Annotated in this window: 20 protein-coding genes; 8 read left to right on the forward strand and 12 right to left on the reverse strand. The window is 68.9% G+C overall.

Annotation, left to right across the window (positions count from 1 at the left end):
• Both GQ56_RS0121375 and ftrA read right to left on the reverse strand, forming a co-directional pair.
• Entirely contained in the window at nt 1-2,424 is a 2,424-nt protein-coding gene (locus tag GQ56_RS0121375) for a DKNYY domain-containing protein (RefSeq protein ID WP_081894938.1), read from the reverse strand.
• Between the two features lie 89 nt (nt 2,425-2,513).
• Complete coding sequence (ftrA, locus tag GQ56_RS0121380) at nt 2,514-3,488, reverse strand: transcriptional regulator FtrA (protein WP_031400569.1); 975 nt, start codon at nt 3,486-3,488, stop codon at nt 2,514-2,516.
• Between the two features lie 112 nt (nt 3,489-3,600).
• Between ftrA and GQ56_RS0121385 the strand changes: the two genes are divergently transcribed.
• Entirely contained in the window at nt 3,601-4,020 is a 420-nt protein-coding gene (locus GQ56_RS0121385) for a rhodanese-like domain-containing protein (RefSeq protein WP_031400570.1), read from the forward strand.
• A 101-nt stretch (nt 4,021-4,121) separates the two neighbouring features.
• A complete protein-coding gene (locus GQ56_RS0121390) occupies nt 4,122-4,448 on the forward strand; it encodes a superinfection immunity protein (RefSeq protein WP_031400571.1) in 327 nt (108 codons plus the stop codon).
• Nucleotides 4,449-4,475: 27 nt separating this feature from the next.
• Here GQ56_RS0121390 and GQ56_RS0121395 read toward each other — a convergent pair whose 3' ends face one another.
• The 4 genes from GQ56_RS0121395 to GQ56_RS0121410 all read right to left on the reverse strand — a co-directional run bounded on the left by GQ56_RS0121395 (nt 4,476) and on the right by GQ56_RS0121410 (nt 8,608).
• On the reverse strand, nt 4,476-5,636 hold the full coding sequence (locus GQ56_RS0121395) for a cytochrome P450 (protein WP_031400572.1): 1,161 nt from the start codon (nt 5,634-5,636) through the stop codon (nt 4,476-4,478).
• Nucleotides 5,637-5,746: 110 nt separating this feature from the next.
• Nucleotides 5,747-6,013 (reverse strand): YodC family protein, encoded by a 267-nt coding sequence (locus tag GQ56_RS0121400; RefSeq protein ID WP_031400573.1) that lies wholly within the window; start codon nt 6,011-6,013, stop codon nt 5,747-5,749.
• Nucleotides 6,014-6,341: 328 nt separating this feature from the next.
• On the reverse strand, nt 6,342-7,202 hold the full coding sequence (locus GQ56_RS0121405) for an isocitrate lyase/PEP mutase family protein (RefSeq protein ID WP_031400574.1): 861 nt from the start codon (nt 7,200-7,202) through the stop codon (nt 6,342-6,344).
• 164 nt (nt 7,203-7,366) lie between these two features.
• Complete coding sequence (locus GQ56_RS0121410; RefSeq protein WP_043301537.1) at nt 7,367-8,608, reverse strand: MFS transporter; 1,242 nt, start codon at nt 8,606-8,608, stop codon at nt 7,367-7,369.
• A 131-nt stretch (nt 8,609-8,739) separates the two neighbouring features.
• Between GQ56_RS0121410 and GQ56_RS0121415 the strand changes: the two genes are divergently transcribed.
• Nucleotides 8,740-9,411 (forward strand): TetR/AcrR family transcriptional regulator, encoded by a 672-nt coding sequence (locus tag GQ56_RS0121415; protein WP_052007286.1) that lies wholly within the window; start codon nt 8,740-8,742, stop codon nt 9,409-9,411.
• Nucleotides 9,412-9,478: 67 nt separating this feature from the next.
• Here the strand turns inward: GQ56_RS0121415 and GQ56_RS0121420 are convergent, their stop codons facing one another.
• The 3 genes from GQ56_RS0121420 to GQ56_RS0121430 all read right to left on the reverse strand — a co-directional run bounded on the left by GQ56_RS0121420 (nt 9,479) and on the right by GQ56_RS0121430 (nt 12,659).
• Nucleotides 9,479-11,137, reverse strand: coding sequence for an ankyrin repeat domain-containing protein (locus tag GQ56_RS0121420; protein ID WP_031400577.1), 1,659 nt, complete (start codon nt 11,135-11,137; stop codon nt 9,479-9,481).
• A gap of 180 nt (nt 11,138-11,317) precedes the next feature.
• A complete protein-coding gene (locus GQ56_RS0121425; protein ID WP_031400578.1) occupies nt 11,318-11,743 on the reverse strand; it encodes a GNAT family N-acetyltransferase in 426 nt (141 codons plus the stop codon).
• Nucleotides 11,744-11,798: 55 nt separating this feature from the next.
• Nucleotides 11,799-12,659 carry a MurR/RpiR family transcriptional regulator gene (locus tag GQ56_RS0121430; protein ID WP_031400579.1) on the reverse strand — a complete coding sequence of 287 codons (861 nt, stop codon included), beginning with the start codon at nt 12,657-12,659 and terminating at the stop codon, nt 11,799-11,801.
• Between the two features lie 1,545 nt (nt 12,660-14,204).
• Between GQ56_RS0121430 and GQ56_RS0121435 the strand changes: the two genes are divergently transcribed.
• From GQ56_RS0121435 to GQ56_RS0121450, 4 genes are all read left to right on the forward strand, one after another.
• Entirely contained in the window at nt 14,205-14,489 is a 285-nt protein-coding gene (locus tag GQ56_RS0121435; RefSeq protein WP_152601811.1) for a hypothetical protein, read from the forward strand.
• Nucleotides 14,490-14,746: 257 nt separating this feature from the next.
• Nucleotides 14,747-15,193, forward strand: a complete 447-nt coding sequence (locus GQ56_RS0121440; RefSeq protein WP_031400581.1) for a MarR family winged helix-turn-helix transcriptional regulator — start codon at nt 14,747-14,749, stop codon at nt 15,191-15,193.
• Nucleotides 15,194-15,233: 40 nt separating this feature from the next.
• Complete coding sequence (locus tag GQ56_RS0121445) at nt 15,234-15,602, forward strand: antibiotic biosynthesis monooxygenase family protein (protein ID WP_031400582.1); 369 nt, start codon at nt 15,234-15,236, stop codon at nt 15,600-15,602.
• Nucleotides 15,603-16,141: 539 nt separating this feature from the next.
• Complete coding sequence (locus tag GQ56_RS0121450) at nt 16,142-16,342, forward strand: DUF805 domain-containing protein (protein WP_031400583.1); 201 nt, start codon at nt 16,142-16,144, stop codon at nt 16,340-16,342.
• Between the two features lie 485 nt (nt 16,343-16,827).
• Here the strand turns inward: GQ56_RS0121450 and blaPEN-bcc are convergent, their stop codons facing one another.
• A complete protein-coding gene (gene blaPEN-bcc, locus GQ56_RS0121455; RefSeq protein WP_031400584.1) occupies nt 16,828-17,778 on the reverse strand; it encodes a PEN family class A beta-lactamase, Bcc-type in 951 nt (316 codons plus the stop codon).
• A 128-nt stretch (nt 17,779-17,906) separates the two neighbouring features.
• On the opposite strand from blaPEN-bcc, the gene penR reads away from it, so the two are divergent.
• Nucleotides 17,907-18,797, forward strand: a complete 891-nt coding sequence (gene penR / locus GQ56_RS0121460) for a beta-lactamase transcriptional regulator PenR (protein WP_031400585.1) — start codon at nt 17,907-17,909, stop codon at nt 18,795-18,797.
• A 496-nt stretch (nt 18,798-19,293) separates the two neighbouring features.
• Here the strand turns inward: penR and GQ56_RS0121465 are convergent, their stop codons facing one another.
• Together GQ56_RS0121465 and GQ56_RS0121470 are read right to left on the reverse strand one after the other, a co-directional pair.
• Complete coding sequence (locus GQ56_RS0121465) at nt 19,294-19,545, reverse strand: hypothetical protein (protein WP_011354368.1); 252 nt, start codon at nt 19,543-19,545, stop codon at nt 19,294-19,296.
• 96 nt (nt 19,546-19,641) lie between these two features.
• On the reverse strand, nt 19,642-21,861 hold the full coding sequence (locus tag GQ56_RS0121470; RefSeq protein WP_031400586.1) for an amylo-alpha-1,6-glucosidase: 2,220 nt from the start codon (nt 21,859-21,861) through the stop codon (nt 19,642-19,644).
• Nucleotides 21,862-22,422 lie beyond the last annotated feature (561 nt).

Below are 22,422 nucleotides of genomic sequence, written 5' to 3' on the forward strand. Positions count from 1 at the left end.
TCAGCCCGCGTCCGGTTCAGGCAGGCGCGCCTCGGCCTCGATGCGCAACAGCAGCCGGTCGTCGAGCACATCCCAGATATCGACCTCGCCGCGTCCGCCCACGGGCACACCGGCGAACACCGGACGCCCGTCGATCCAGCCGGCCAGGCTCTTGAACCACGTGCGCTCGCACCAACCGCCGCGATGCAACGCGAGCCGCTCGCCGCTGCCGGCATCGAACTCGCGCAATACGCATCCGGCACCGCGCGTCAGCACGCGCGTGCCGTCGTCCGAAAACGCACACGGATGGCCGTTGTCCGCTCCCCGCGATTCGCGATCGACCTCGCCGTCGGTGCGCACCGTCAACGCCGCATTCCGCGCGAACGCATGGCGACGCCCGTCGGCGCTCACCGCGAACGGTGCGTCCTTGTAACGCTGGTCCGCCACGTCGTAGTCGAGCACCTCAAGCGGGCCGCCGGTGGCGAGCGGCACGAGACAGAGCCGGTTGCGGACACGCACCCAGGCTTTGCGCGCGTCAGGCGACAAATACACCCGTTCCGGGCTGTCATACCGGCTTTCGGCTTGCCAGCCCACGTTCACGGCACCGCTCGCGACGTCGATCCGGTAGAGCACCGGGTTGTCCCAGTACACGACGACGAGCGTCGACAGTGCAGCGTCGACCGACGCACTTGCCAGCATGTTGCGCAGCCGGTCTGCGGCAGTCGCAGCGTCGCCCTGCACGAACGGTCGCGGCAGCTCGAACGACGCGGCAACCCGTCGCCGCGCAAGATCCCAGATGTCGCAGAAGCCCTCGCCGGCCACGACGAGGCACAAGCCGCCCGCCTCGTCGCGGGCCCATTCGAGTACGCGCGCATGGCGGGGCGCAGCCGGCCCGTCATGCGGTAACGGCCGGAAGGCATGGGCCGATACCGAGTCTGGCGCCGGCCCGGCAGCAACCCGCGCGCGTGCTTCAGGCGCGTGATGATCCGGCGGCACGTACTCGGGCATCGGCGACCGGTCCCGTTCGCGCCACGCAGCCAGCCACGCCTGATAGACATAGGGGCGGGCGCCGTCCGTGCCCGTCTCGGGCTGCTCGAGACGAAAACCGGCAGGATCGACACCCGGCAGCGGCACGAGTTCGCTGCCGTTGCAATAGACATAGACCCGTGCGCGGTCCCGCGCGAAATACTCGGACAGGAACGTGAGCGTCGCGCCATCGACACCGCGCCGATACGGCTGGTTGCCATGCAGCAACCGCCCCTGCCCGTCGCGCAGAAAGCCGTACCCGATGCAATCGGCGGTCGCGGCATCGAACCTGGCCTTCACTTCCTTGCCGAAATAAAACAACCGGTCGCCGTCGCGCAGATAGTGTTCTCCGACGACTTCGATCCGCGCGGGATCGATGCCGCGTTTGCGCACCAGCATGCACAGCACGCCGTTTCGGTCTTTCGCATAGGTGTCGTTCAGGACTTCGAATGTCTTTCCGTCGACCCTGGCGGATTCCGCATGCCCGTACCACTGCTTCCGGTAACAATGGTCTCCGGCCTGATACCACGGCCCGGCCAGATGCCGCCACCGGGCCGGATCGCCCGGAAGCGGGCCGCCCTTGAGAGAGCCCTGGTGGAACTCCGCGTACGAATACAGTCGCGACCGGTCGGCGATGAACGAATCGCCGAGCCACCGGACCGTCGCGGCATCCGGTTCCAGCAGCGGCAGCTCGTGCAGATACACCTGGCCGCCGGCCACCCGGTATCCGCCACCGAGTTCCCGCGCCGGCGCGCCGGCCTCGTCCTGCCCGGCCAGCGTGTGCCACCAGTAGCCTTGCAGCTCGGGGCGCGCGGCAAAAAACGGCGACCAGTCGCGCTCCCACTTCTCGCGCCGGCCGGGATCGTCCGCTCCACCGTAACTGTACGGCCGCATGCGGTCGGTCGCCACGTCCTGCCCGACTTCTTCCGCGCTGACGAAGCTCGCCGCATCGGCGCCCTCCACCTCGCGCCCGCCGTACCAGACCCGCTGCGCGTCGACCAGATACGCACCGACCCACCGCAGCGTCGCGGGATCCGCACCGCGCATGCGCTTGCCGTAGTGATACAGGTAGCGGTCGTCATGCCCCCACGCGTCGGTCAGCAGCCGGAAGCTCGCGGGCGATGCGCCGGCAAGCCTGCGGTTCTGGAAATAGACATGGTTGGCGTCCACGGCATGCGACTCGTCCAGCAGCCGGAACGATGCGCCGTCGACGTCGAGCACGGTGAACCGCATCCACGTGTACGTGCACGCATACGCGCGCACGCCGTCGGTCGCCAGATACAGGGACAACGGCCGGAAACCGTCGATCACGATGCCTTCGATGACGTTGCCTGCCCGGTCCTGCAACGGATCGCCCTGGAAATACACGCGCTTGTCATCGCGCATGAAGCCGAAGCCGAGGTTCTCTCTGGGTGTCATGTTTATGGTTGTTCCGCTTTCGTCCGGAATGCCCCGGGCGACGATGCGCCGCCGGGTACGAAAGCCACCGCCGCGCACACGCGCGGCGCTCAGGCGTCCTGCGATCTTACGCCGCGATCCATCTCGCGCCGATACGCGGCCGGGCTCGTCGCCGCGACGCGCCGGAAATGCCGGCGCAACGATTCCTCCGAGCCGAACCCCGCGCGCGCCGCGACCTGCGCGAGCGGCAGCGCGGGCTGCGCCTCGAGCATGTCCTTCGCGACGTTCACGCGTTCCCGGATCAGCCACGCGAGCGGCGACATGCCCGTCGCATCCGCGAACTGACGCTGCAGCGTGCGCGGGCTCATCGCGGCCTGCGCGGCGAGCGACGCGAGCGTGTGCGGCTCGGCCGCGTGGGCGCGCATCCAGTCGATCAGCTTCGCGAGCCGGTCGGTGCCGCCCGGCGCGACCGGGCGCGGCACGAACTGCGCCTGGCCGCCGTCGCGATGCGGCGGCAGCACGAGGCGCTGCGCGACACGGTTCGCGATCGCGCCGCCGTGATCGCGGCGCACGAGATGCAGCAGCATGTCGAGCCCCGCCGCCGACCCGGCCGACGTGACGATCTGCCCTTCATCGACGTAAAGCGCATCGGGATTCACGCGCAGCGCCGGGTAGCGCGCCTGCAGCTTCTCCGCATAGCGCCAGTGGGTCGTGACCGTGAGGCCGTCGAGCACGCCGGCCGCCGCCAGCACGAATACGCCCGAGCAGATCGAGCAAAGCCGCGCGCCGCGGCGATGGGCGGCCCGCAGTTTCTTCAGCAACGGCTCCGGCGGCGGCTCGTCGGGATCGCGCCAGCCGGGAATCACGATGGTGTCCGCGCGATCGAGCGTGGCGAGCCGGTACGGCGCGGCGACCGTGATGCCGCCCGCCGCGCGCACGGGCCCCGGCTCGCCCGCGCAGACCGCGAAGCGATACCAGTCGACCCCGAGTTCGGGGCGCTCGAGCGCGAACAGTTCGACCACGCAGCCGAATTCGAAGGTGCAGAGGCGATCGTAGGCGAGCGCGACGACGAGATGATTGTGCATGGCGCGATGTTACCGGAACTTGTCGATCACGCCACTGCCGCGAACCGCGCCGAACCGCGATACTGCCCCTCATTCCACCGCGCATCGCGCCATCCTTCAGGAGAACCTGCCCATGTCCTGCGTCACCGATTTCCCCGCCGCCGACAGCCCCGCCGCCCTCGCGCATTTCGAGGCGTCGCTCCGATTCGAGACCGATTGCTGGGACGTGCACGACGCACTCGCGACCGGGGCGCCCGATTTCGTGCTGCTCGACGTGCGCGGCCCCGACCAGTTCGCCGCCGGCCACGTGCCCGGCGCGCGCAACCTGCCGCGCCGCAAGCTCATCGAGAGCAAGCTTGCCGTCTATCCGGCCGACACGCTGTTCGTCGTCTACTGCGCCGGCCCGCACTGCAACGGCGCCGCGCGGGCGGCGATCCAGCTCGCGCGGCTCGGCCGGCCGGTCAAGCTGATGATCGGCGGCGTGACGGGCTGGCTCGACGAAGGTTTCGCGTTGAGCAACGAAGTGCAGCCGGCGGAAGCCGCGGCCGGCTGATCGTCACCGAAAACGCAACAATCAATTGCCGAGGCTCGGCCTGCACGCAAACGGAAAAAGCGCGACAATCGGCTCCATTGCAGTTCGGATGGAGCAGCAACATGCAGAGCGGAGTCCTGATTCAAGTGGCCGGTTCGGTGGCCGCGACCGCGGTCTATTTTCTGCCGGCGGTCATCGCCGACCGGCGCGGCCGGCACGACAAGCTGATGATCGCGATGTTCAACGCGCTGTTCGCGTGGACCGGCATCGGCTGGCTGATGACGCTGTACTGGGCATGCCAGCCGAACCCGCGCCCCGATGTCGCGCAGACGATCCTCGCCAAGCGCCGCGGCACCAGCATGCGGACCTTCTCGACGGGTCTCGTCGAGCGCGTGCAGCGCCGCATGGTCGCCCAGGAACAATGGGCGGAGAAACAAGGCTGCCGTTAAACCCGGCCCCGCGTTGCCAGGCCCGGATCATCGGGCCGCGTCGAACGTCGGCATCCTGACGTTGGTCGATGCGCGGTAGTGCCACGCCAGCCCTTCGCGCGGCGGCGCGCCGCCCGCACGCCACCACGCCGCGAACGCCCCCGCCGTCACCGCCCGCGCGATCCGCTCGCCCGGGCAGGCATGCGGCCCCGTGCCGAAGCCGAAATTCGGCCCGGCCGCGCGACCGGGCATCAGCCGGTGCGGATCGCGATGCACCGCCGGGTCGCGGTTCGCCGCGGCGAGCACGACCAGGATCGCATCGCCGGCGTCGAGGGTCACGCCCTCGATCGTCGTGCGCGCCGCGACGAAGCGGCGCGTGTTCTGCACCGGCGCATCGAAACGCCCCACTTCGGCAACGAACGCATCGAGCGCGGCATCGTCCGGCGCGCCGCGCGCTTCCCCGCACCACGCCACCAGCACGTTGCCGAGCCATGCGGCCGTCGCTTCGCAGGTCTGCGACAACAGCCCGACCAGGTTCGCCACCTGGTCGCCGCTCGCCTGCCAGCCCAACGCGCGGGCCGCCTGCTGCACGGCCGCGACGAGCGTGCCGTCGCGCGCATGCGTCCGCGCGACGTGCTCCGTCATCCGGTCGAGCAGATACCGCGCGGCGTCGCTCGCGCGGGCCAGCGCCGCCGCGTCCGACAACGGCGACAGCGCGGCGACGAACTCGACGACCCGCGCCGCGATGTCGTCGAGCTGCGTCGCATCGAAGCCGAGCAAATCGGCGACCGCGCAGACCGGCATCGTCATGCACCACGTATTGAGCGCACCGGCATCGCCCGGCGTCGGCAACCGCCGTGCGGCAAGCTGCGCGGCGCGCTCGCGCAGCGCCGCCGCGTCGATCGGCGCGAGCGCCATGCGCAACGCCTGCTTCGGCACGTCGTGTCGCAACGCGCCGTCGTTCATGCGCACCAGTGCGCCGAACAGCGCGCCGGCCGTCGTACCGCGCAGCGCGGGCGGCACGGGCGCGTCGAGCGGGCGCACGCGGCAGGCCGGATGGCCGAGCACGGCCGTCACGGTCGCCGCCCGGCTCGCGACCCACGTACCGAGCGTGGCGTCGAACGCGAGTGGCGGCCCGTCGACGAGCGCCGCATAGTAGGGATAGGGATCGCGGTGCGTGACCGCGGCAATGGGATCGATCGGGTTCATGCGGCCAGTATCGGCGCCGCGCGCCGCCGCATGTTTCGGGCCGGCATGAAATGTCGCTGCGCTTGCGGCGCGCAAGGCCGCTGCGCCGCTACCTCGCCGCAAGCGGCGGGTCAGGCCGCCGAGCGGTAGCGATGCGACTGCATGCGCATCCGGACGCGCCCGGCCGAAATCGCGCGCGGCTCGGGCACCACGGTGTCGTGATGAAACATTTCCTGGCGGAATTCGCCACTTTCGTCGAACCACTGGCAGATCAGCCAGTCGCCGTCGTCGAACACGACCGGCCCGGCATAGGTGACGGTCATGCGCGGACCGCCCGTCTTCAGCGTCACGACGTCGCCTACGCGAAACCCGACACGGTGATTTTCTCGGATCGTCATCGCACTCTCAGCATTTTTATATATCGATATTCCAGGCGGCCCACCGACCGTTCATTCGAACGTGCCGCAGATTATCAATCAAAAAACCGGCCCGCAACTCCTGCGTACAAAACATTCTGGCCGTAAAAATGAAACAATGTGTGTCATCGACACGCGCGGCGGGCCCCCGGCCGCCGGATTCGGGGCGGATTGCCTGCCGGCCCCGGGCGGAATGCGGAGAATAGACGATGTATTTTGCATCGTCACCGATGTTTAATTCGGACGTGATATCGGTTGATTATTGTCAATTAAAGTTTCACGTGGGAACGATCCCACGGTTTATTTACGCTCATTCCCCGAACAAATTCGCCGAATTATCGAATCCGGCCAGCCACCGGTTGATATCCCGCCCCGGCACGGCTGCCTGCGTGAACGTGAACGTGCCGTCCTGCACCATCTCCTTCGCGGCGCGCAGGAACGCGCCGAGCGCGGTCCGCGCCAGCGCGCCGCCGACGCTGACGCGCTTCACGCCGAGCGCCGCCAGCGCATCGAGGCTCAGCAACCCGCCCTGCAGCCCCATCACGACATTGACGGGCGCACCGACCGCCTGCGTCACCGCCGCGATCTCGTCGGGATCGGTGATGCCCGGCGCATACAGCACGTCGGCGCCGGCGTCGCGATAGGCGACGAGCCGGTCGATCGTGTCGGCGAGGTCGTGGCGGCCGTGCAGGTAGTTTTCGCAGCGCGCGGTCAGCGTGAACGGAAACGGCAGCGCGCGCGCCGCGTCGACAGCCGCCGCGATGCGCTCGACCGCCGCTTCGCGCGCGTAGATCGGCGCGGCGGTGCGGCCCGTCGCATCCTCGATCGAGCCGCCGACCGCCCCGGCCTCGGCTGCCAGCCGGATCGTTTCGGCCACCGTGTCGGGCGCGTCGCCGAAGCCGTTCTCGAGATCGGCGCTGACAGGCAGGCCGCCGGCCGACACGACCTCGACGATGTGATCGAGTATCGCGTCGCGGTCGATCGCGTAGTCGGGCTGCCCTTTCGAGAAGGCGTAGCCGGCGCTCGTGGTCGCGAGCGCCTCGAAGCCGGCCATCGCCAGCAGGCGCGCGGTGCCGGCGTCCCACGGATTCGGGATGATGAATGCGCCCGGGCGGGCATGCATGGCGCGGAACGCATGGGCGTGGCTGGACTGCAATTCTGAATAGGTCATGTCGAACTCCCGGAATGGATCAATGAATCAACGCATGAGCTTACGCGCGTGACTGGCGACGACGTTTCAGTCGCGGCCCAAATATCGCCGCCCAACACCGCGCGCGGGCGGCGATGCGGCGGCGGCGCTCCCGCGCCGGATGCGGCCGTGCTCCGCGGCCCGCGTCAGCCCGGGTCCGGATGAAGGCGATCGACCTTCATGATGCCGGGAAACACCGCCATCCAGAGCGCCGCCGCGACGATCGTGCCGATGCCGCCGAGCGCGACCGCGGGCACGCTGCCCAGCAGCGCGGCGGTCAGCCCCGTCTCGAACGCGCCCAGCTCGCTCGACGTGCCGATGAACAACGCGGCGACCGCCGACACCCGCCCGCGCATCGCGTCCGGCGTGGCCAGCTGGATCAGCGACGCGCGGATGTTGACGCTGACCATGTCGCTCGCGCCGGCCGCCGCGAGTGCCGCCAGCGACACGACGAACGACCGCGACAGCGCGAAGATCGCGGTAGCCGCGCCGAAGGCCATCACGGCGGCGAACAGCTTCGGCCCCGCGCCGCGCTCCGGCGGATGACGCGCCAGCACGAGCCCGACCACGCACGCGCCGGCGGCGGGCGCGCTGCGCAGCATGCCGAGGCCGAACGGCCCGACTTTCAGGATGTCCTGCGCATACACCGGCAGCAGCGCCGTCGCGCCGCCGACGAGCACCGCCAGCAGATCCAGCGACATCGCGCCCAGTATGACCGGCTGGCCGCGCACGAACCGGAGCCCTTCCAGCACGCGCTGCACGCCGTCGCCCCACGCGCCCCACGCGCCCTCGGGCGCGGGCAGCGGCCGCCCGCGCAGCGTCATCGCGCCGAGCATCGCGACCAGAAACGCGACCGCGCTGGCGAGATAGGCGGTGGCCGCCCCCGCCGCAAAGGCCAGGCCGCCCAGCGCGGGCCCGAGGATCGCCGCGCTCTGCCAGGCGGTGGAGCCCAGCGCGACAGCGCGCGGCAGTTGCGCCGGCTGCACGAGCAACGGCAGCAGCGCCTGCTCGGCGGGGCCGGCCAGCGCGCGGGCCACCCCGAGCATCAGCAGCACGCCGTAGCGCGCCGCCAGCCCCGTCGACGGAAACCGCGTCATCGCGAGGAATGCAAGCGCGCACGCGCATTGCAGCGCGAGGCTCGCGACGACGAGCGGACGCGGCGACAGGCGATCGCACAGCTCGCCGGCCGGCAGCGTGAGCAACACGATCGGGATGAACTGCACGATGCCGACGATGCCGAGCGACAACGGCGACTTCGAGACGTCATACACCGTCCAGCCGATCGCGACGGACAACGCGAGCGCCGCGGCTTCGGTCAGGAAACGCAGGCCGAGATAAACCGGCAGGTCGCGCCGCCGCGAGGCGTCGCCGGGTTCGCAGTGCTCCATCGCGTGTTTCTCCGGAATGTTTCGGCCACGGCCCGCCACCGGCTGGACGGCCGGCCAAGATGCGAGCATATTGCTCATATTCTCATCGGAGCCGAACCATGGCTACTCGCATTCCCCGAGCATCCGGCGCGATGCGCAAAGCCCCGCAGCAGGCGCGTTCCCGCGCGACGACCGACGCCTTGCTCGACGCGGCGGCTCACATTCTGGGCGAGCGCGGCTGGTCGGGGCTGACGACGAACCGGGTGGCCGAAGCCGCGGGCGTCAGCATCGGCTCGCTGTACCAGTACTTCCCGGACAAGCTCGCGCTGATCGACGCGGTGCGCCAGCGCCACTTCGACGACGTGCTGGCGGTGCTGGACGCCGCATCGAATCCCGACCGGACGCGCATGCAGCGCGTCGCCGACCTCGTGGACGGGATGATCGCGGTGCACAGCCGCTATCCGGCCGCGCACCGGGTGTTGATGGAAGAAAGCCCGCGCGGGGGCGATTCGCAGCCGGCGCGCGACCATTTCGACGTGGCATGCCGGCAGCGCTACGACACGCTGTTTCGCGTGAATGTGCCGGACGCATCCGGGAGTACGAAGCGCATCGGCGGACAGGTGCTCGCCGGCGCGCTGTCCGGCGCGGTTCACGAAGCGGCGCGGCAAAACCAGCTTGCGTCGCCGGTCCTGAGAGCCGAGCTGCTTGCGCTGGTCGACGGCTACCTGTCACAGGCGCGGCCGGCGACGCCGGCGCGGCGACCGCGCGCCGGCAAGACCGGCAACGCCGGCAACGCCGGCAACGCCGACAACGCGGACGGCTGACGACGCGTCGCGCCCGGCACGCCATGCCCGGGCCGCGACGCGCGGGCCGTCGCCGCGGCTAGCCGGCTCAGGGCCGTTCGCCCCCGGCTGTCGACAGCGCCTCGCTGACTGCATCGGAGAACCGCATCGACCGGCCGTCGATCCGCAGCCGCTCCGGGTCCGCCGGATCGCGCACCGCGTCCGGCAGGCCGTGCGCCATCAGCGCTCGCGCACAGGCGACCCAGTCGGGCTGGCCGGCCGTATCCGGTTCGTTGACCGACGCCCATGACAGCGTGCCGAGCACGTCGCTGCCGAAGCCCTGCGTTTCGCGCCAGCTCGCGCCGTGCGCCAGCAGGAACGCCGTCAACGCCGCGTCGCCGCGCATCACCGCGTGATTCAGCGCGCTGGCATCCCAGTCGCCGCCGCGTACCGCGACCGGCCAGCCCAGTTCGACCATGGAGCGCACCGAGTCGGCGGAACCCCACGCGGCGGCGTCCGGCAGCAGCCGCAGCCGATCCGCGGGCAGCGAAGCCGGCAATCCGGGATGCGCGGCCTGGATGCGCCGCGCCTCGATCGCGTCGCCTCGCGCGCAGGCCGCCACGAACGTGTCCTCCGGCCCGAGCGGCTCGTCCGCGCCGGCCGCGCGCAACAATTCGGCAACCTCGGACAGCCCGGCCTGCATCGCCAGGCGGTATGCGCTGACGCCGGCGGCCGTGCGCGCACGCGGGTCGGCGCCGGCCGCGAGCAGCGTGGCGATATGGCGCGCCGAGCGGCGCACCGCGATCGCCCGCAGCAGCGGCGCGCCCCACGTTTCGGTCGGGCCCGGCCCGGCCGGCTCGTCGGGATCGCCGCCATGCGCGAGCAACAGTTCGAGCGCGTCCGCCTCCTGCATGTCGAGCGCGCGCCGCAGCGCGTTGGTTCCGCCGACGCGCGCGCCGTGCTCGAGCAGCAAGCGTGTGCAGGCCGGATTTTCCAGCGAGTGATACAGCGATTCGCCGTCGTTCGGGTCCGCGCCGGCGGCCAGCAGCATGCCGGTGAGGACCGGATCGCGGTTGACGCCGGCGGCGCCGTAGAGCGCCGACAGCGGGCCCGACTCGTCGGGCGCCGCGAGCGACGCGGGCGGGAAGCGGTTGCCGATCCGCTGGTTCGGATCGGCGCCGGCCTCGAGCAGATGCCGCGCGCAGGCGCGCAGCCGCTCGGCAAACCCGGGAAGCTGCCCGAGGCGCGAATGCGTGACGGCGACGAGCGCCGGCAGCTTCAGCGCGCCGCCGGCGCGGGAGACCCATGCCGGATCGGCGGCCGTGACGCGCGACACGGCGTCGAGATCCCCCGCCGCGCACGCCACGTAGGGATCGGCCGCGACGAGTTCGGGGTGCGCCTGCAGCAGTTGCACGGCGACGCGCGGCCGCGCCGGGTCGAAGCGGCCGGTGACGTCGCCGCCGTACGCGAGGCCGAGCCAGCGGCGGATCAATTCGGTGCGTTCGTGTTGCGCGGCGGCGTTCGCCTCGACGAAGGCGCCGAGATCGGCCCACGACGCGAAACCGTACTCGCGCGCCACGCAGGACTGCGCGTCGTGCAGGCGCAGGTCGAGCGCGATCACGTCGTGCGGCGTGCGGTTTGCGGCGGCGGGAAGAAACCGGATGAAGCGCGCGATCGCTTCGGCGTCGCGCTGCCGGTACAGGCGCAATAAATCCTTGGCCTGCTTTTTCAGATGATCGGGATGAGCCCCGGAAGGCAGCTGTTTCATGCGAATCCTCGTGCGTTGATGGCCGAAGGTCCGCAATACCGCCAGCACAAAGGATGGGGAAAACCGGGTTTGCTGCGACAGGTGGGTTCAACCCTTTCCGCGGACCCGGAAGCGACCTGCATCGCTGACCGACATCCTAGGCGACAACCGGCGCCACCGTCAACCGCGCCCTGCCGCCGCTCATCCCGCCAGCTTCTTCGTCAGGAAAATGCGCGCGTGCCCGACCGGATAGTCCGCCAGCTCGCCGAAGCGCACGTAGCCGCGCTTCTCGTAGAACGGCCGTGCCTGGAAATCGAACGTGTCGAGCCACGCGCCGTGACAGCCGCGCGCGACGGCTTCCCGCTCGGCCAGATCCATGATGCGCGTGCCGGCGCCCTGGCCGCGCGCGGCCTCCGGCACCACCAGCAGGTCGACATGCAGCCAGCCGTATGCCGTGCTGCCCCACAGGCCGCCGACCACCGCGCCGGTATCGTCGGTCGCGAGCACGGCCAGCGGGCGGAAATCGTTCGAGCCGGCCCGGCTTTCGTTGAACCGGACGAGCGGCGCGACAATCTGCTTGCGGACGTTCGCGTCGCCCGCGTCGGTCACCTCGTATGTGAACGTCATCGGTAGAGTCTCGTTGAATCGTGAATGAAGGCGGATCGAGGCGCGACGCGCCCCGTCACACGACGTAGGCGCCCTTCGCGTGCAGCTCCGCTTCCGTGCGCTCGAGCGCGGCGATCGCATCGTTGCCCTCGAGTGCCAGCAACTGCGCGACCAGCGCCTCGGCCATCGCATGCGCGGCCACCAGCGACGGGAAGAACGACGGGCTGTCGTGCGTGAAGATCAGTTGCGCATCCGCGTGCAGCGCGATCGGCGCCACCGCGCTGTCGGTGATCGCGACGATCCGGCTGCCCTGCGCCTTCGCGGCCTGCGCGACGCGCGTCGCTTCCGCCGAATACGGCGCGAAGCTGACGACCACGGTCACGCTCTGCTTCGCGATCGTCCGCAGCTCCATTTCGAGCGAGCCGGCAACGCCGTTGAGCAGCGACACGGTCGGACGGAACAGCCGGTAGGCGTACACGAACCCGAAGGCGACCGGATAGCACGAGCGGAACCCCGCGACGTGCACGTGCGACGCCTTGCGGATCAGCTTCGCCGCCTCCGCGAGCGCGTGCCCGTTCTGCGCGGCGGTGGCCGACAGGTTGTGCTGCTGCGCGGCGAGCAGGTCGTGCGCGAGCGTCGCCCGGGCGTCGGGCCGCACGAGCGAGCGCGCCCGCTGCGTGAGCGGCTCGGGGCGCGTGCGCACGCGCGCGACGCACAGGTCGCGCAGCTCGTTCCAGCCGGGGAAACCGAATTGCTGTGCGAGGCGCACGAGCGATGCGGGCTGCACCTGCGCGCGCTGCGCGACCTTGCGCATCGACGATGTGGCGACTTCGTCGGGATGATCGAGCAGGAAGGCCGCGCCCGCCTGGAATTGCGGGCTCAGCGCGGAAAATTGCGTCCGGATCCGGGACGCGAGTTCGTCGAAATTGGCGGCCATCTTGATGAGAACGGGAACCGGTCGCCCATGGTATCACCGGCCCCGCGCGCACCGGTCGGCGCTGCGCCGCGACACGATCGGCATCCCTGTTCACGCTGCCCGGCCATTTGCGCGCGAACTCGGCGGTCGGCTTTGCGTCGTTCCGGTGGTCGGTGGGCGGTCGATTCCGGCGCGGATCATGTCGGCCGCATCGGTGATGCACGTCATCCTCGCCGCCGACGTGCTCGACGATGCGCGCCCGCAAGTGCATGCGCCGGTCGTCCTTGCCGTTCGCGAGCGACGCCCTCACGATCGACGCGGCCAGTGCCGACGGCTTCGTGTCTTGCGCCCGGATATCAGATTGATTCGATATGCAGAGCAGATTGGAGCGATTCGATCACGGCGACGGTGAGCAAGTAACTCCGATGCAACTCGACTCACCCGATCGGCAGACGTGGTCCGTCCGACGACCGGGCAGCGGGCACCGAACCCGAGCCAACGGAAGGCATCCGTTACTCACCCACGTCAACACGTAACGCCTGACGAAGAACATAGCCTTCCGGGGCTTCAACGGCGGCGATCCGCAGATCGGACCTGATTGCCCTTGCACAATGAAAAGTCAAAAAAAGATCAAACTTCTTGATGCCCGTGAAAATGAGGCATGGTCAGTTTTCCTCTTCATCCGCGCGCGCATCGAGCCGCCTCCAACGGCGTAGATTGACAACAAATATCAAGCGGCCATTTTTCGTCAACGACGGATGGCAATGGATCGTTGATCAGTCGGACACGAGTTCGTGTCCGACTGATCAACCTGCCGGAGACCTTTGCCATGAAACTGCTGAAAATGACCGTCGTTGCAGCTATCGCCTTTGCGTTTGCGGGTGCCGCGAGCGCGGCCGATATCCATCATCACCATCGTCACCACCACCATACGACGGATCGCCACTAAGCACGTCGGGAGGGCTGGTCGATGGCGGGCGGCCAGCCAACTGTCACCGCGGGCCCAAAAGACGGACGAAAAAGCACCCTGCCTCAGCCATTGAAGCAGCGGCGCCGCTCGCCTCGGCCGTGTCTCATGCGCATGCCCCGTCGGGCACGCCAGCCGGCACGACCAATCTCCGCAAGGGCGGCACGCATTCGGGCGTATCGAAAAGCCGCGCCTGTTCAGGCCACAAGGGTGTCGAGACGCGGTACGGGAGCGCGTCGGCAGCGGTCAGGGAATCAATGCCGGCGCGCCAGTCGTCGCAGCAGCCACCCAGGCGAAATCGGCAAGTGCGTTGTCGGTGGCTTCAGCCACCGCGGCAGCAAGGGTCGCTGGCGACCGCGCCCAGGTATGGGTGAACACCGGACGAAGGCCCGCCACTGCCCGGGTGACAAGTACTACGGCAAGACGAAGCCGGGGGCCCGTATGCCCGAAGCGGATGCAACGGCGAAGGGTTTCCATCGCGTTCTAGGCAAGTCCTGCCAATAACGATCGAGGCCGGGACACGCACGGGTATTGATCGGCACAGAGCGACAACCATGTTCAGATTTCATCCACGGCGGTACTCCCAGGTCAGGCAATTCTTGAGCGGGATCTCCTTGCGAGGGCCCGGTGCCGCGACTGCCCTCATCAGTTTCGTTGGTGGGGCCGTACTGTCCCTGCCACTGGCAATCCTGCTGGACCAAACTCGTTACTATCCCTTTAGCGACGATGCACTCATCCTGCCCGTGGTGCTCACGCTCGGGCTCGCGCTGATTCTTGGCAAGCGCGGGCAGAGAAAGATCATGATCGACATGCTGGCAGCGCTGGCGGGCCTTTGCGTACTGGCTGGAGTCGTGGCCGGTCTGAATTCCGTGTTTGGCGGATAAGGATTCCTGTCGGTACTCCCCCTGAGTCAACTGTCTTGTCATGCCTTGCGACCTCGCTGCACCCGTGCGGATCGGTCGGTATGCGCTCGACGAGCATCGAACGCCCTCTTCCGGTCCGGCATTGTGCCGCGATATCGGCGAAACGGAAAACGCGGCGACGGCGACGGGTGCGATCGCACCGCCCTCCCAACCAATTTGACAACTAGTTGTCAAATTGGCAGAATGGTCAGCGATTCAACTTGTTGACTTTCCCGCCGATGACGAAGTCCGAGAAATTGACCACGGTCGCACTGTCCGTATTCCGGTTGAACGGGCAGCTGATCGAATGGGGCAATGCCTTTTCCGGGCCGCACGGCCTGACCAGCGCGCGCTGGCAGGTGCTGGGCGCCATCTCGATGGCGCCGGAAGCGCCGACCATCCCGCAGATCGCGGATGCGATGGGCATCACGCGGCAGGCGGTGCTGAAGCAGACCAACGTGCTGACCGACGAAGGGCTGATCCGGTCGCTGCCCAACCCCGCGCACAAGCGCTCCCCGCTGTACGCGCTGACGCCGCGCGGCGACGCGGCCTATCGGGCCGTGGTCGGGCATTGGCAACAGCATGTCCGCGATATCGCCGGCGACTTCACTTCGGCCGACCTGGATGCCGCCATTCGCGTTCTGTCGGCAATGTCCCGCGCTCACGGCGCCGATACGCCGGCGTGAGCGCCCGATTGCCCCGTCACCCACCACAGGAGGTGTTCCCATGCCCCGATTCACGCCGATGGATCCGGCCTTTCCGATCCAGCAACAGCTCGCCCTCGACGCGGAGCCCGTCGTCCTCGTCAACCTGTTCACCCTGGCCCCCGCGGACGAAGCGGACTTCCTCGCCGTGTGGAAGGACGATGCCGAATTCATGAAACGGCAACCAGGATTCATCTCGACGCAACTGCATCGCGCGCTCGGCGACAGCCCGACTTACCTGAACTACGCGATCTGGGAATCGACGGCCGCGTTTCGCGCGGCCTTCACGCACCCGGAATTCGTCGCCAAGCTGTCGGCCTATCCGTCGTCCGCCGTCGCGAGCCCGCACCTGTTCCGGAAAGTCGGCGTAGCCGGGGTTTGCACCGCGTGAGGGCATGTGCGAATCGGGCATCGTGAGGCAATCGCCGAAGTCCGGCACGCCGGTCGCACCCCCGACTTCTCCACAGAAAATGTTGGCAAGCTTGTGGATATCCTGCGCACCGCGACGCTAAGCCCTTGATCCGATGGACTTTGGCACGCGTGATGCAGACAGGGACGGGGCCAGCGCCGCGCCGCGCACTGCTTCGCCGCACTTCGCCTCACGACGCCACGGTGCCGGCCGTCACGCACTTACCCACAGATTGTGTTGGCAAGCTTGTGGATATCCTGAGCATGCCTGCGCTAACCCGTTGATCGGACTACGGTACCTGCGCCGCGCCACCGTTTCGGCACCGCCCGGCGCGTGCGTGCGCGATGACGGACGAACCGGCGCGACCGCCGCCGTATCGCCCGCGCCTTGACGGCCGCACTCGTCGCGCTTCAAGATCATGCGAGCCGCACGCGGCCGCGCCTTCCGGGCCTCGCGCGTCGCCCCGACGGGCCGGCCGTTGCGCCGGCTCCGCACCACCAAACATCACTCCGAGGAAAGCCATGGAACACTTCACCGCGTGGCAGGTGCTCGTCTCGCTCGTGCTCGTCGTTGTCGTCATCTATCCGTACATCCGCATCGTCCGGCGCACCGGGCATTCGGGCTGGTGGATCCTGACGATGTTCGTCCCGGTCCTGAACTTCGTCATGTTGTGGGTGTTCGCCTTCGCGCGCTGGCCCAGGGTCGACGATCGGCAGCCCTGAGCATCGCCATCGCGGCCGCGCGGGCTTGTCCACAGATTGTGTTGGCAAGCATGTGGATAGCCTGCGCATAGCACGACCAAGCACTTGATCCGAAAGACTTTGTCCGCATCGCCTCGAATGCGTCACGCGGCCGGCACGGCGCCGCTCGTGCATCGCGTCGCCGCGAGGCGGGCCGCCTTCCGAGCGGGCGAACCGGCTTGTCCACAGATTCTGTTGGCAAGCATGTGGACAGCCTGCGCATACCGCGGCCAAGCGCTTGATCCGAAAGACTTTGTCCACGCCGCCTCAAACGCGGCACGGCGGCCCGCGCCGCACCGGGCGGGGCCGCACGCGGGCTTGTCCACACATTGTGTTGGCAAGGATGTGGATATCCTGGGCATGTGTGACCTAAGTCGTTGATCGCGCAACGTTTCGACGCGTGGATCACGACTGCGGCACGACCTGCCCGTGCACGACCCCGGGCACGCCGCGCGGTGGCGCGTCGCTCAACCGAACGCCTGGATCACGATGCGCGCGGCCGACGCGATCACGTCCTCCTTCGGCCGCGCATCGGCGCCCGCCTGCGTGTAGTACACGACCAGCACCGCCGGCGCGCGCGACGGCGACCACACGACGCCGACGTCGTTCGTCGTCCCGTAGTCGCCGGTGCCCGTCTTGTCGGCGACCGTCCATCCGGCCGGCACGCCCGCGCGGAACCGCTTGCCGCCGACCTGGTTGCCGCGCATCCACGCGACGAGCTGCGCGCGCTGCGCGGCCGGCAACGCATCGCCGAGCATCAGCGCGCGGACGCTCGCGACCATCGCGGCCGGCGTCGTCGTGTCACGCAGGTCGCCCGGCAGCGCGGTATTCAGTTCGGTTTCCCATCGATCGAGGCGGAACACGTCGTCGCCGATCGAACGCGCGTAGGCGGTCACGGCGGACGGGCCGCCGAGCAGCTTCATCAGCAGGTTCGCGGCCGAGTTGTCGCTGTGCTGGAGCGCGGCTTCGCACAGCGCGGCAACCGTCATGCCCGTGCCGACATGCTGCTCCGTCACCGGCGAATAGTTGACGAGGTCGGCCTTGCCGTAGGTCACGCGCTGCTGCAGCAACGCCGGACGCTCGACGCTCTGCGCAAGCACCGCCCCGCTCAGCAGCGTCTTGAACGTACTGCAGAACGGGAAGCGTTCGTCGGCGCGATACGCCGCCTGCCGGCCGCTCGCGACATCGATCGCGCACACGCCGAGACGGCCGCCCGCGTCGCGTTCGAGGTCGGCAAGCAACTGCGCGGCAGCCGCGGGGGCCACGGCGGCGGCCGCCGCCGCCGCGGCTGCCGTGCGCGCCTCGTCCTGCGTGCCCGGTACGGCGGACTGCCGCGACGCGCACGCGGCGACGGTCAGGACGAACGGCGCCGTCACGGCGGCCAGCAACAGGGTTCGACGTTGCGATGAATGAGTCATGTCGGTTGTCTCGTGGTGGAATGGAGGCGCAGCGGTGTCGAATACACCCGGCCGACGAGACAGCACTATCGGGACTTTACGGTTGCCTGACAAGCAACGATAATTGAGCGCTGACAAAAGAAATTCTTATGACCAAGCTCCGCCCTCATCTTCCGCTCAATGCGTTGCGCGCGTTCGAATCGTCGGCGCGCCACCTGAACTTCACGCGCGCCGGCCTCGAACTGAGCGTGACCCAGGCGGCGGTCAGCCAGCAGGTGCGCTCGCTCGAGGAGCGCCTCGGCTGCACGCTGTTTACGCGGCTGCCGCGCGGCCTCGGGCTCACCGACGAGGGACGCGCGCTGCTGCCGGTGCTGAGCGATGCGTTCAGCCGCATCGAAACGGTGCTCAAGCAGTTCGAAGGCGGGCGTTTCCGTGAAGTGCTGACGCTCGGCGTCGTCGGCACGTTTGCCATAGGCTGGCTAATGCCGCGCTTGAAGCAGTTCGGCGATACCCACCCGTTCGTCGAGCTGCGGCTGCGGACCAACAACAACGTCGTCGACCTTGCCGCCGAAGGCCTCGACTTCGCCATCCGTTTCGGCGAAGGCAACTGGCCGGGCACCCGCAACGAGCGCCTGTTCGATGCGCCGCTCTCCGCGCTGTGCGCGCCGGAAATCGCGCGGCGCCTCGCGCAACCGGCCGATCTCGCCGGGGAAACGCTGCTGCGCTCGTACCGCACCGACGAATGGCTCGGCTGGTTCGACGCCGCGCAGCTCGCCCCCTGGGCGGTCAACGGGCCCGTGTTCGATTCGTCGCGGCTGATGGCCGAGGCCGCGATGCAGGGCACGGGCGTCGCGCTTGCACCGGCCTGCATGTTCGCGCGCGAACTGCAGCTCGGCCTGCTCGCGCGGCCGTTCGACATCGACGTGCACACCGGCGGCTACTGGCTCACCTCGCTGAAGTCGAAACCGCTCACGCCGGCGATGACGCTGTTTCGCGACTGGATCGCGGCCCAGGCGGCCGACTCGGCGCCGGCCGAATGACACCCCCGCCTTGTCCACAGAAAGTGTTGGCAAGGATGTGGATATCCTGGGTACCCGGGGCCTAAGCCATTGATCGCGCACGAATTAACGCGCCGACTCAGACATCGGGCAGCCCCTTCTCACGGGCTTCGCGCGGCCGCCGGCGGCGGCCCGATCCTCAACTGACGCGACGCAATCGATTGAAAGTTGTCCACAGATTTTGTTGGCAAGCCTGTGGATATCCTTCCGGTTCGATGCATAACACGCTGATATAAAAGGGGATTCGATCCGCGGACCTTGCGCGGTCAATGGCGTGGCAGCGCATGCACTTTCGCACGGCCCCCGCCGCACCCGCGGCCGGGGGCCGTCCGGTTCTCCACAGATTGTGTTGGCAAGCTTGTGGATATCCTGCGCATCGCCCGCCTAACCCGTTGATCGCACACGGTTTTGCGCTTCGTCCTCAGGATCGGGCAGCGCCGGTGCGGCCCGTGCGGCAGGCACCGGCGCCCGCCGGGCTTCAATGCCGGTCGAGCCCGCCGCGCAACTCGCTCGCCTTGTCGCGCAGCGCCTCGTAACCCGAGCGTGCGTGCTCGGGCAGGTCGGGATCGCCGATCAGTGCGCCGAGCGTCTCGATCAGGCTGAACAGGATGCCCTTCGCCGCGCCGACCGCAATGCTCTGCGATTCGATCGACTTGTGCAGGTGGTCGACCGCCGCTTCGAGATTCTCGAGCTTGTGCTCGCTGTCGTCGGGCCGGTTGTCGGTCGTCATCGTCTACCTCCGCCATCGTTCAAGGGTCATGTCACGATTCTATGCCGCTGCGCGCGAACGTGGCGCGACATCGCGCAACGTTCGCGCGGCCTCGCGCTACAGCACCGCGACCACCTTCACGCGCCCCGGCTGCTCCGCCGCCGCGACGACCTGGCCGTCGACGCGGCGGAAGGTGAGCGACACGGTCTCGTCGCCCACGCGCAACGCGTCGATCCGCAGCCAGTCGACGCCTTCCGGCAGCGCCGGACGCTCGACGCGCACTTCGTGACGAGTCGCGTCGATGCTCACGCCGAGGCACGCCTGCAGCATCATGAACGGCGCGCCGGCCGCCCACGCCTGCGGCAGACAGGCCACCGGATACGCGGTCGGCGGTTCGCCGCGCCGGCGCGGGAACCCGCAGAACAGCTCCGGCAAACGCATCTCGAAGCTCACCGCCGCCTCGAACAGCGCGCGCAGCAGGTTCACCGCGGCCGTCTTGTCGCCGTAGCGCGCGAGCCCGCGCGCGATGAGCGCATTGTCGTGCGGCCACACCGAGCCGTTGTGATACGCCATCGGGTTGAAGCGCGGCTGCCCCGCCGCAAGCGTGCGGATGCCCCAGCCCGTCTGGAACAGCGTCGAACCGAGCACGCCGGCGACCGCCGCGCCGCGCTCGGCGTCGGGCAACCCGAACGCGAGCAGGTGGCCCGCGTTCGACGCGAACACGCGGCACAGGTCGCCGTGGCCGTCGAGCGCGATGCCGTAGAAATCGCCTTCCGGCATCCAGAACAGCGCGTCGACCTGCTCGCGCAGCGTCTTCGCGCGCAATGCGTAGCGCGTGGCGTCGGCCGCGTGGCCGCGCCGCTGCGAGCACGCCGACATCGCATCGAGCGCCGCGCACGCATACGCCTGCACCTCGACGAGCGCGATCGGCCCGTCCGGGAAGCGGCCGTCCGCGTGGAACACCGAATCGTGGCTGTCCTTCCAGCCCTGGTTCGCGAGGCCGCGCTCCGACGTGCGCTGGTAATCGAGCAGTCCGTAAGGATTGCGGTCGCACTTGTCGATCACCCACTGCGCGGCGCGTTCGAGCGCGGGCCACAGCTCGTCGATCAGCGCATCGTCGCCGGTGCGTTCGACGTAGGCGCCCGCGAGCACGATGAACAGCGGCGTCGTGTCGACCCCGCCGTAGTACAGCGCGAACGGCACCTCGCCCGTCGCGGCCATCTCGCTGCGGCGGAACTCGTGCATGATCTTGCCGGGCTCGGCGTCGCGGAACGCGGACGTCTCGCGCGCCTGGTGCTCGGCCAGGAACCTCAGCACGCCGCGCGCAAGCGACGGCTGCAGCCACAGCATCTGCAGCGACGTGATCACCGCGTCGCGGCCGAACGGCGTCGAGAACCACGGAATGCCCGCGTACGGGTACGGCCCCGTGTCGAGCTGCGTGGTGAGCAGCCCGAGATCCGCGAGCGAGCGGTCGAGCCACGCGTCGAACAGCGGATTGCCGGTGTTCACGCGCGCCATCGATTCGCGCCGCGCGCGCATCTCGCGGTGCACGCCGACGAGCGCGGTGCGCAACGCGACGCGGCCGCATCCCGGATTGTCGGCGTGCGCGGGGCCGAGCGTCGCGTCGACGGTCAGGTAGATCGACACGCAGGCCTGCGCGGCGATCGTCAGCGTGTAGTCGGCGCGATCGACCGACAGCGCGTCGGGCGCCGGCGAGAAATACACGGTCACGTTGCGCTCGACGCTGTCGAGGCCGTCGTAGCGCAACCGCACCGCGCCCGCGTCGACGCGCGGCGCCGCCACGGCGCCGCGCTTGGGGCGCTGCGTGCCGCGCACTTCGAACATGTCCTTGAAATCGGCCGCGAACGACAGCGACAGCGGCACCTCGGCTTCGCTCGCGCCGTAGTTCGTCAGCGTCAGCGCTTCGTAAAGCACGTCGCCCGCGAGCACGCGCATCCGCTCGATATGGATCACGCCCTCGGGCGTCTCGTGGCCGCCGAGCGGCGGCAGCGGGCGGTTCGTCAGGTGCGCGGTGAACGACGCGTTGTCGGCGCTCGTCGCGCCCGACAGCAGCGACGGCGCGCGGCCGCCGAATGTCAGGCGCCACTTCGACAGCACGCGCATGTCGTCGACGAACAGGCCGTCGTCGTGACCGCCGATGTCGCCGAGCGCGTCGCTGACCACGAACGCGTCGCCGGATTTCAATACGTACTGGTTGTTGCGCGCGAGGGCCTGCGGATCGGCTTCGGGCGCGATGAAAGCGGGGCCCGGCGCGGCGGTCGGGGCAGGTTCGACCGGCGGCGCCTGCGTCGTGGCGGCTTCGGCGTGATTCGGCATCGATGCTCCTGGGTCGGACGCGACGCGCGGCGCGCATCGCGTGGTTCGCACAGGATAGGCCAGAACCGCGGACGCGTGCAGCGTCGCTTCGATGACGGATCGATGTCGCTGCGATGTCGCCTCGATGTCCGGCTTCGGTTCGACGCCGTGCTCGATTCGCGGCGCGCAAAGTCCGTGCCGACATCGAACACGGCGCCGGCCGCCCGCCGTGACCGTGCTCACGCTCGCATCCAGGGCACGGCGGTGACACCGACCCGTTTTGCCGCGCTCGCGCCAAAAGCTTCATCCGTCCGCCGCCGCTCACGCAAGCGGTGCCTATCTTCACGTGCGCCGAACGCCCCCCGACCACACGCGCACGGATGCTTCGTCATGTGCCGACCTGATCGCATGGGTGCTTGCCGAAACCGTCGTTCGCCGATCCTCCACATACACAATATTGATAGGATTACATATTTATTCAATGAGAACTTCAATCACCCGGACACCTCGCCTTTCAGGCGGAAACGGCAGTCGCACACGAGTCGTTCATCGCAGGTCTCATACCGGACCGTCGCGCATGCG

Source organism: Burkholderia paludis, assembly GCF_000732615.1.
Lineage (GTDB): Bacteria > Pseudomonadota > Gammaproteobacteria > Burkholderiales > Burkholderiaceae > Burkholderia > Burkholderia paludis.

Bases quoted from the DNA above. Each gene is read 5' to 3' on its own strand.
- GQ56_RS0121395 (WP_031400572.1), bottom strand. From the start codon at position 5,636: ATGAACCCGATCGATCCCATTGCCGCGGTCACGCACCGCGATCCCTAT.
- GQ56_RS0121420 (WP_031400577.1), bottom strand. From the start codon at position 11,137: ATGAAACAGCTGCCTTCCGGGGCTCATCCCGATCATCTGAAAAAGCAG.
- GQ56_RS0121390 (WP_031400571.1), top strand. From the start codon at position 4,122: ATGCAGAGCGGAGTCCTGATTCAAGTGGCCGGTTCGGTGGCCGCGACC.
- GQ56_RS0121410 (WP_043301537.1), bottom strand. From the start codon at position 8,608: ATGGAGCACTGCGAACCCGGCGACGCCTCGCGGCGGCGCGACCTGCCG.
- GQ56_RS0121400 (WP_031400573.1), bottom strand. From the start codon at position 6,013: ATGACGATCCGAGAAAATCACCGTGTCGGGTTTCGCGTAGGCGACGTC.
- ftrA (WP_031400569.1), bottom strand. From the start codon at position 3,488: ATGCACAATCATCTCGTCGTCGCGCTCGCCTACGATCGCCTCTGCACC.
- GQ56_RS0121375 (WP_081894938.1), bottom strand. From the start codon at position 2,424: ATGACACCCAGAGAGAACCTCGGCTTCGGCTTCATGCGCGATGACAAG.
- GQ56_RS0121450 (WP_031400583.1), top strand. From the start codon at position 16,142: ATGGAACACTTCACCGCGTGGCAGGTGCTCGTCTCGCTCGTGCTCGTC.
- GQ56_RS0121465 (WP_011354368.1), bottom strand. From the start codon at position 19,545: ATGACGACCGACAACCGGCCCGACGACAGCGAGCACAAGCTCGAGAAT.
- GQ56_RS0121440 (WP_031400581.1), top strand. From the start codon at position 14,747: ATGACGAAGTCCGAGAAATTGACCACGGTCGCACTGTCCGTATTCCGG.
- GQ56_RS0121425 (WP_031400578.1), bottom strand. From the start codon at position 11,743: ATGACGTTCACATACGAGGTGACCGACGCGGGCGACGCGAACGTCCGC.
- penR (WP_031400585.1), top strand. From the start codon at position 17,907: ATGACCAAGCTCCGCCCTCATCTTCCGCTCAATGCGTTGCGCGCGTTC.
- GQ56_RS0121430 (WP_031400579.1), bottom strand. From the start codon at position 12,659: ATGGCCGCCAATTTCGACGAACTCGCGTCCCGGATCCGGACGCAATTT.
- GQ56_RS0121415 (WP_052007286.1), top strand. From the start codon at position 8,740: ATGCGCAAAGCCCCGCAGCAGGCGCGTTCCCGCGCGACGACCGACGCC.
- GQ56_RS0121470 (WP_031400586.1), bottom strand. From the start codon at position 21,861: ATGCCGAATCACGCCGAAGCCGCCACGACGCAGGCGCCGCCGGTCGAA.
- GQ56_RS0121445 (WP_031400582.1), top strand. From the start codon at position 15,234: ATGCCCCGATTCACGCCGATGGATCCGGCCTTTCCGATCCAGCAACAG.
- GQ56_RS0121405 (WP_031400574.1), bottom strand. From the start codon at position 7,202: ATGACCTATTCAGAATTGCAGTCCAGCCACGCCCATGCGTTCCGCGCC.
- GQ56_RS0121385 (WP_031400570.1), top strand. From the start codon at position 3,601: ATGTCCTGCGTCACCGATTTCCCCGCCGCCGACAGCCCCGCCGCCCTC.
- blaPEN-bcc (WP_031400584.1), bottom strand. From the start codon at position 17,778: ATGACTCATTCATCGCAACGTCGAACCCTGTTGCTGGCCGCCGTGACG.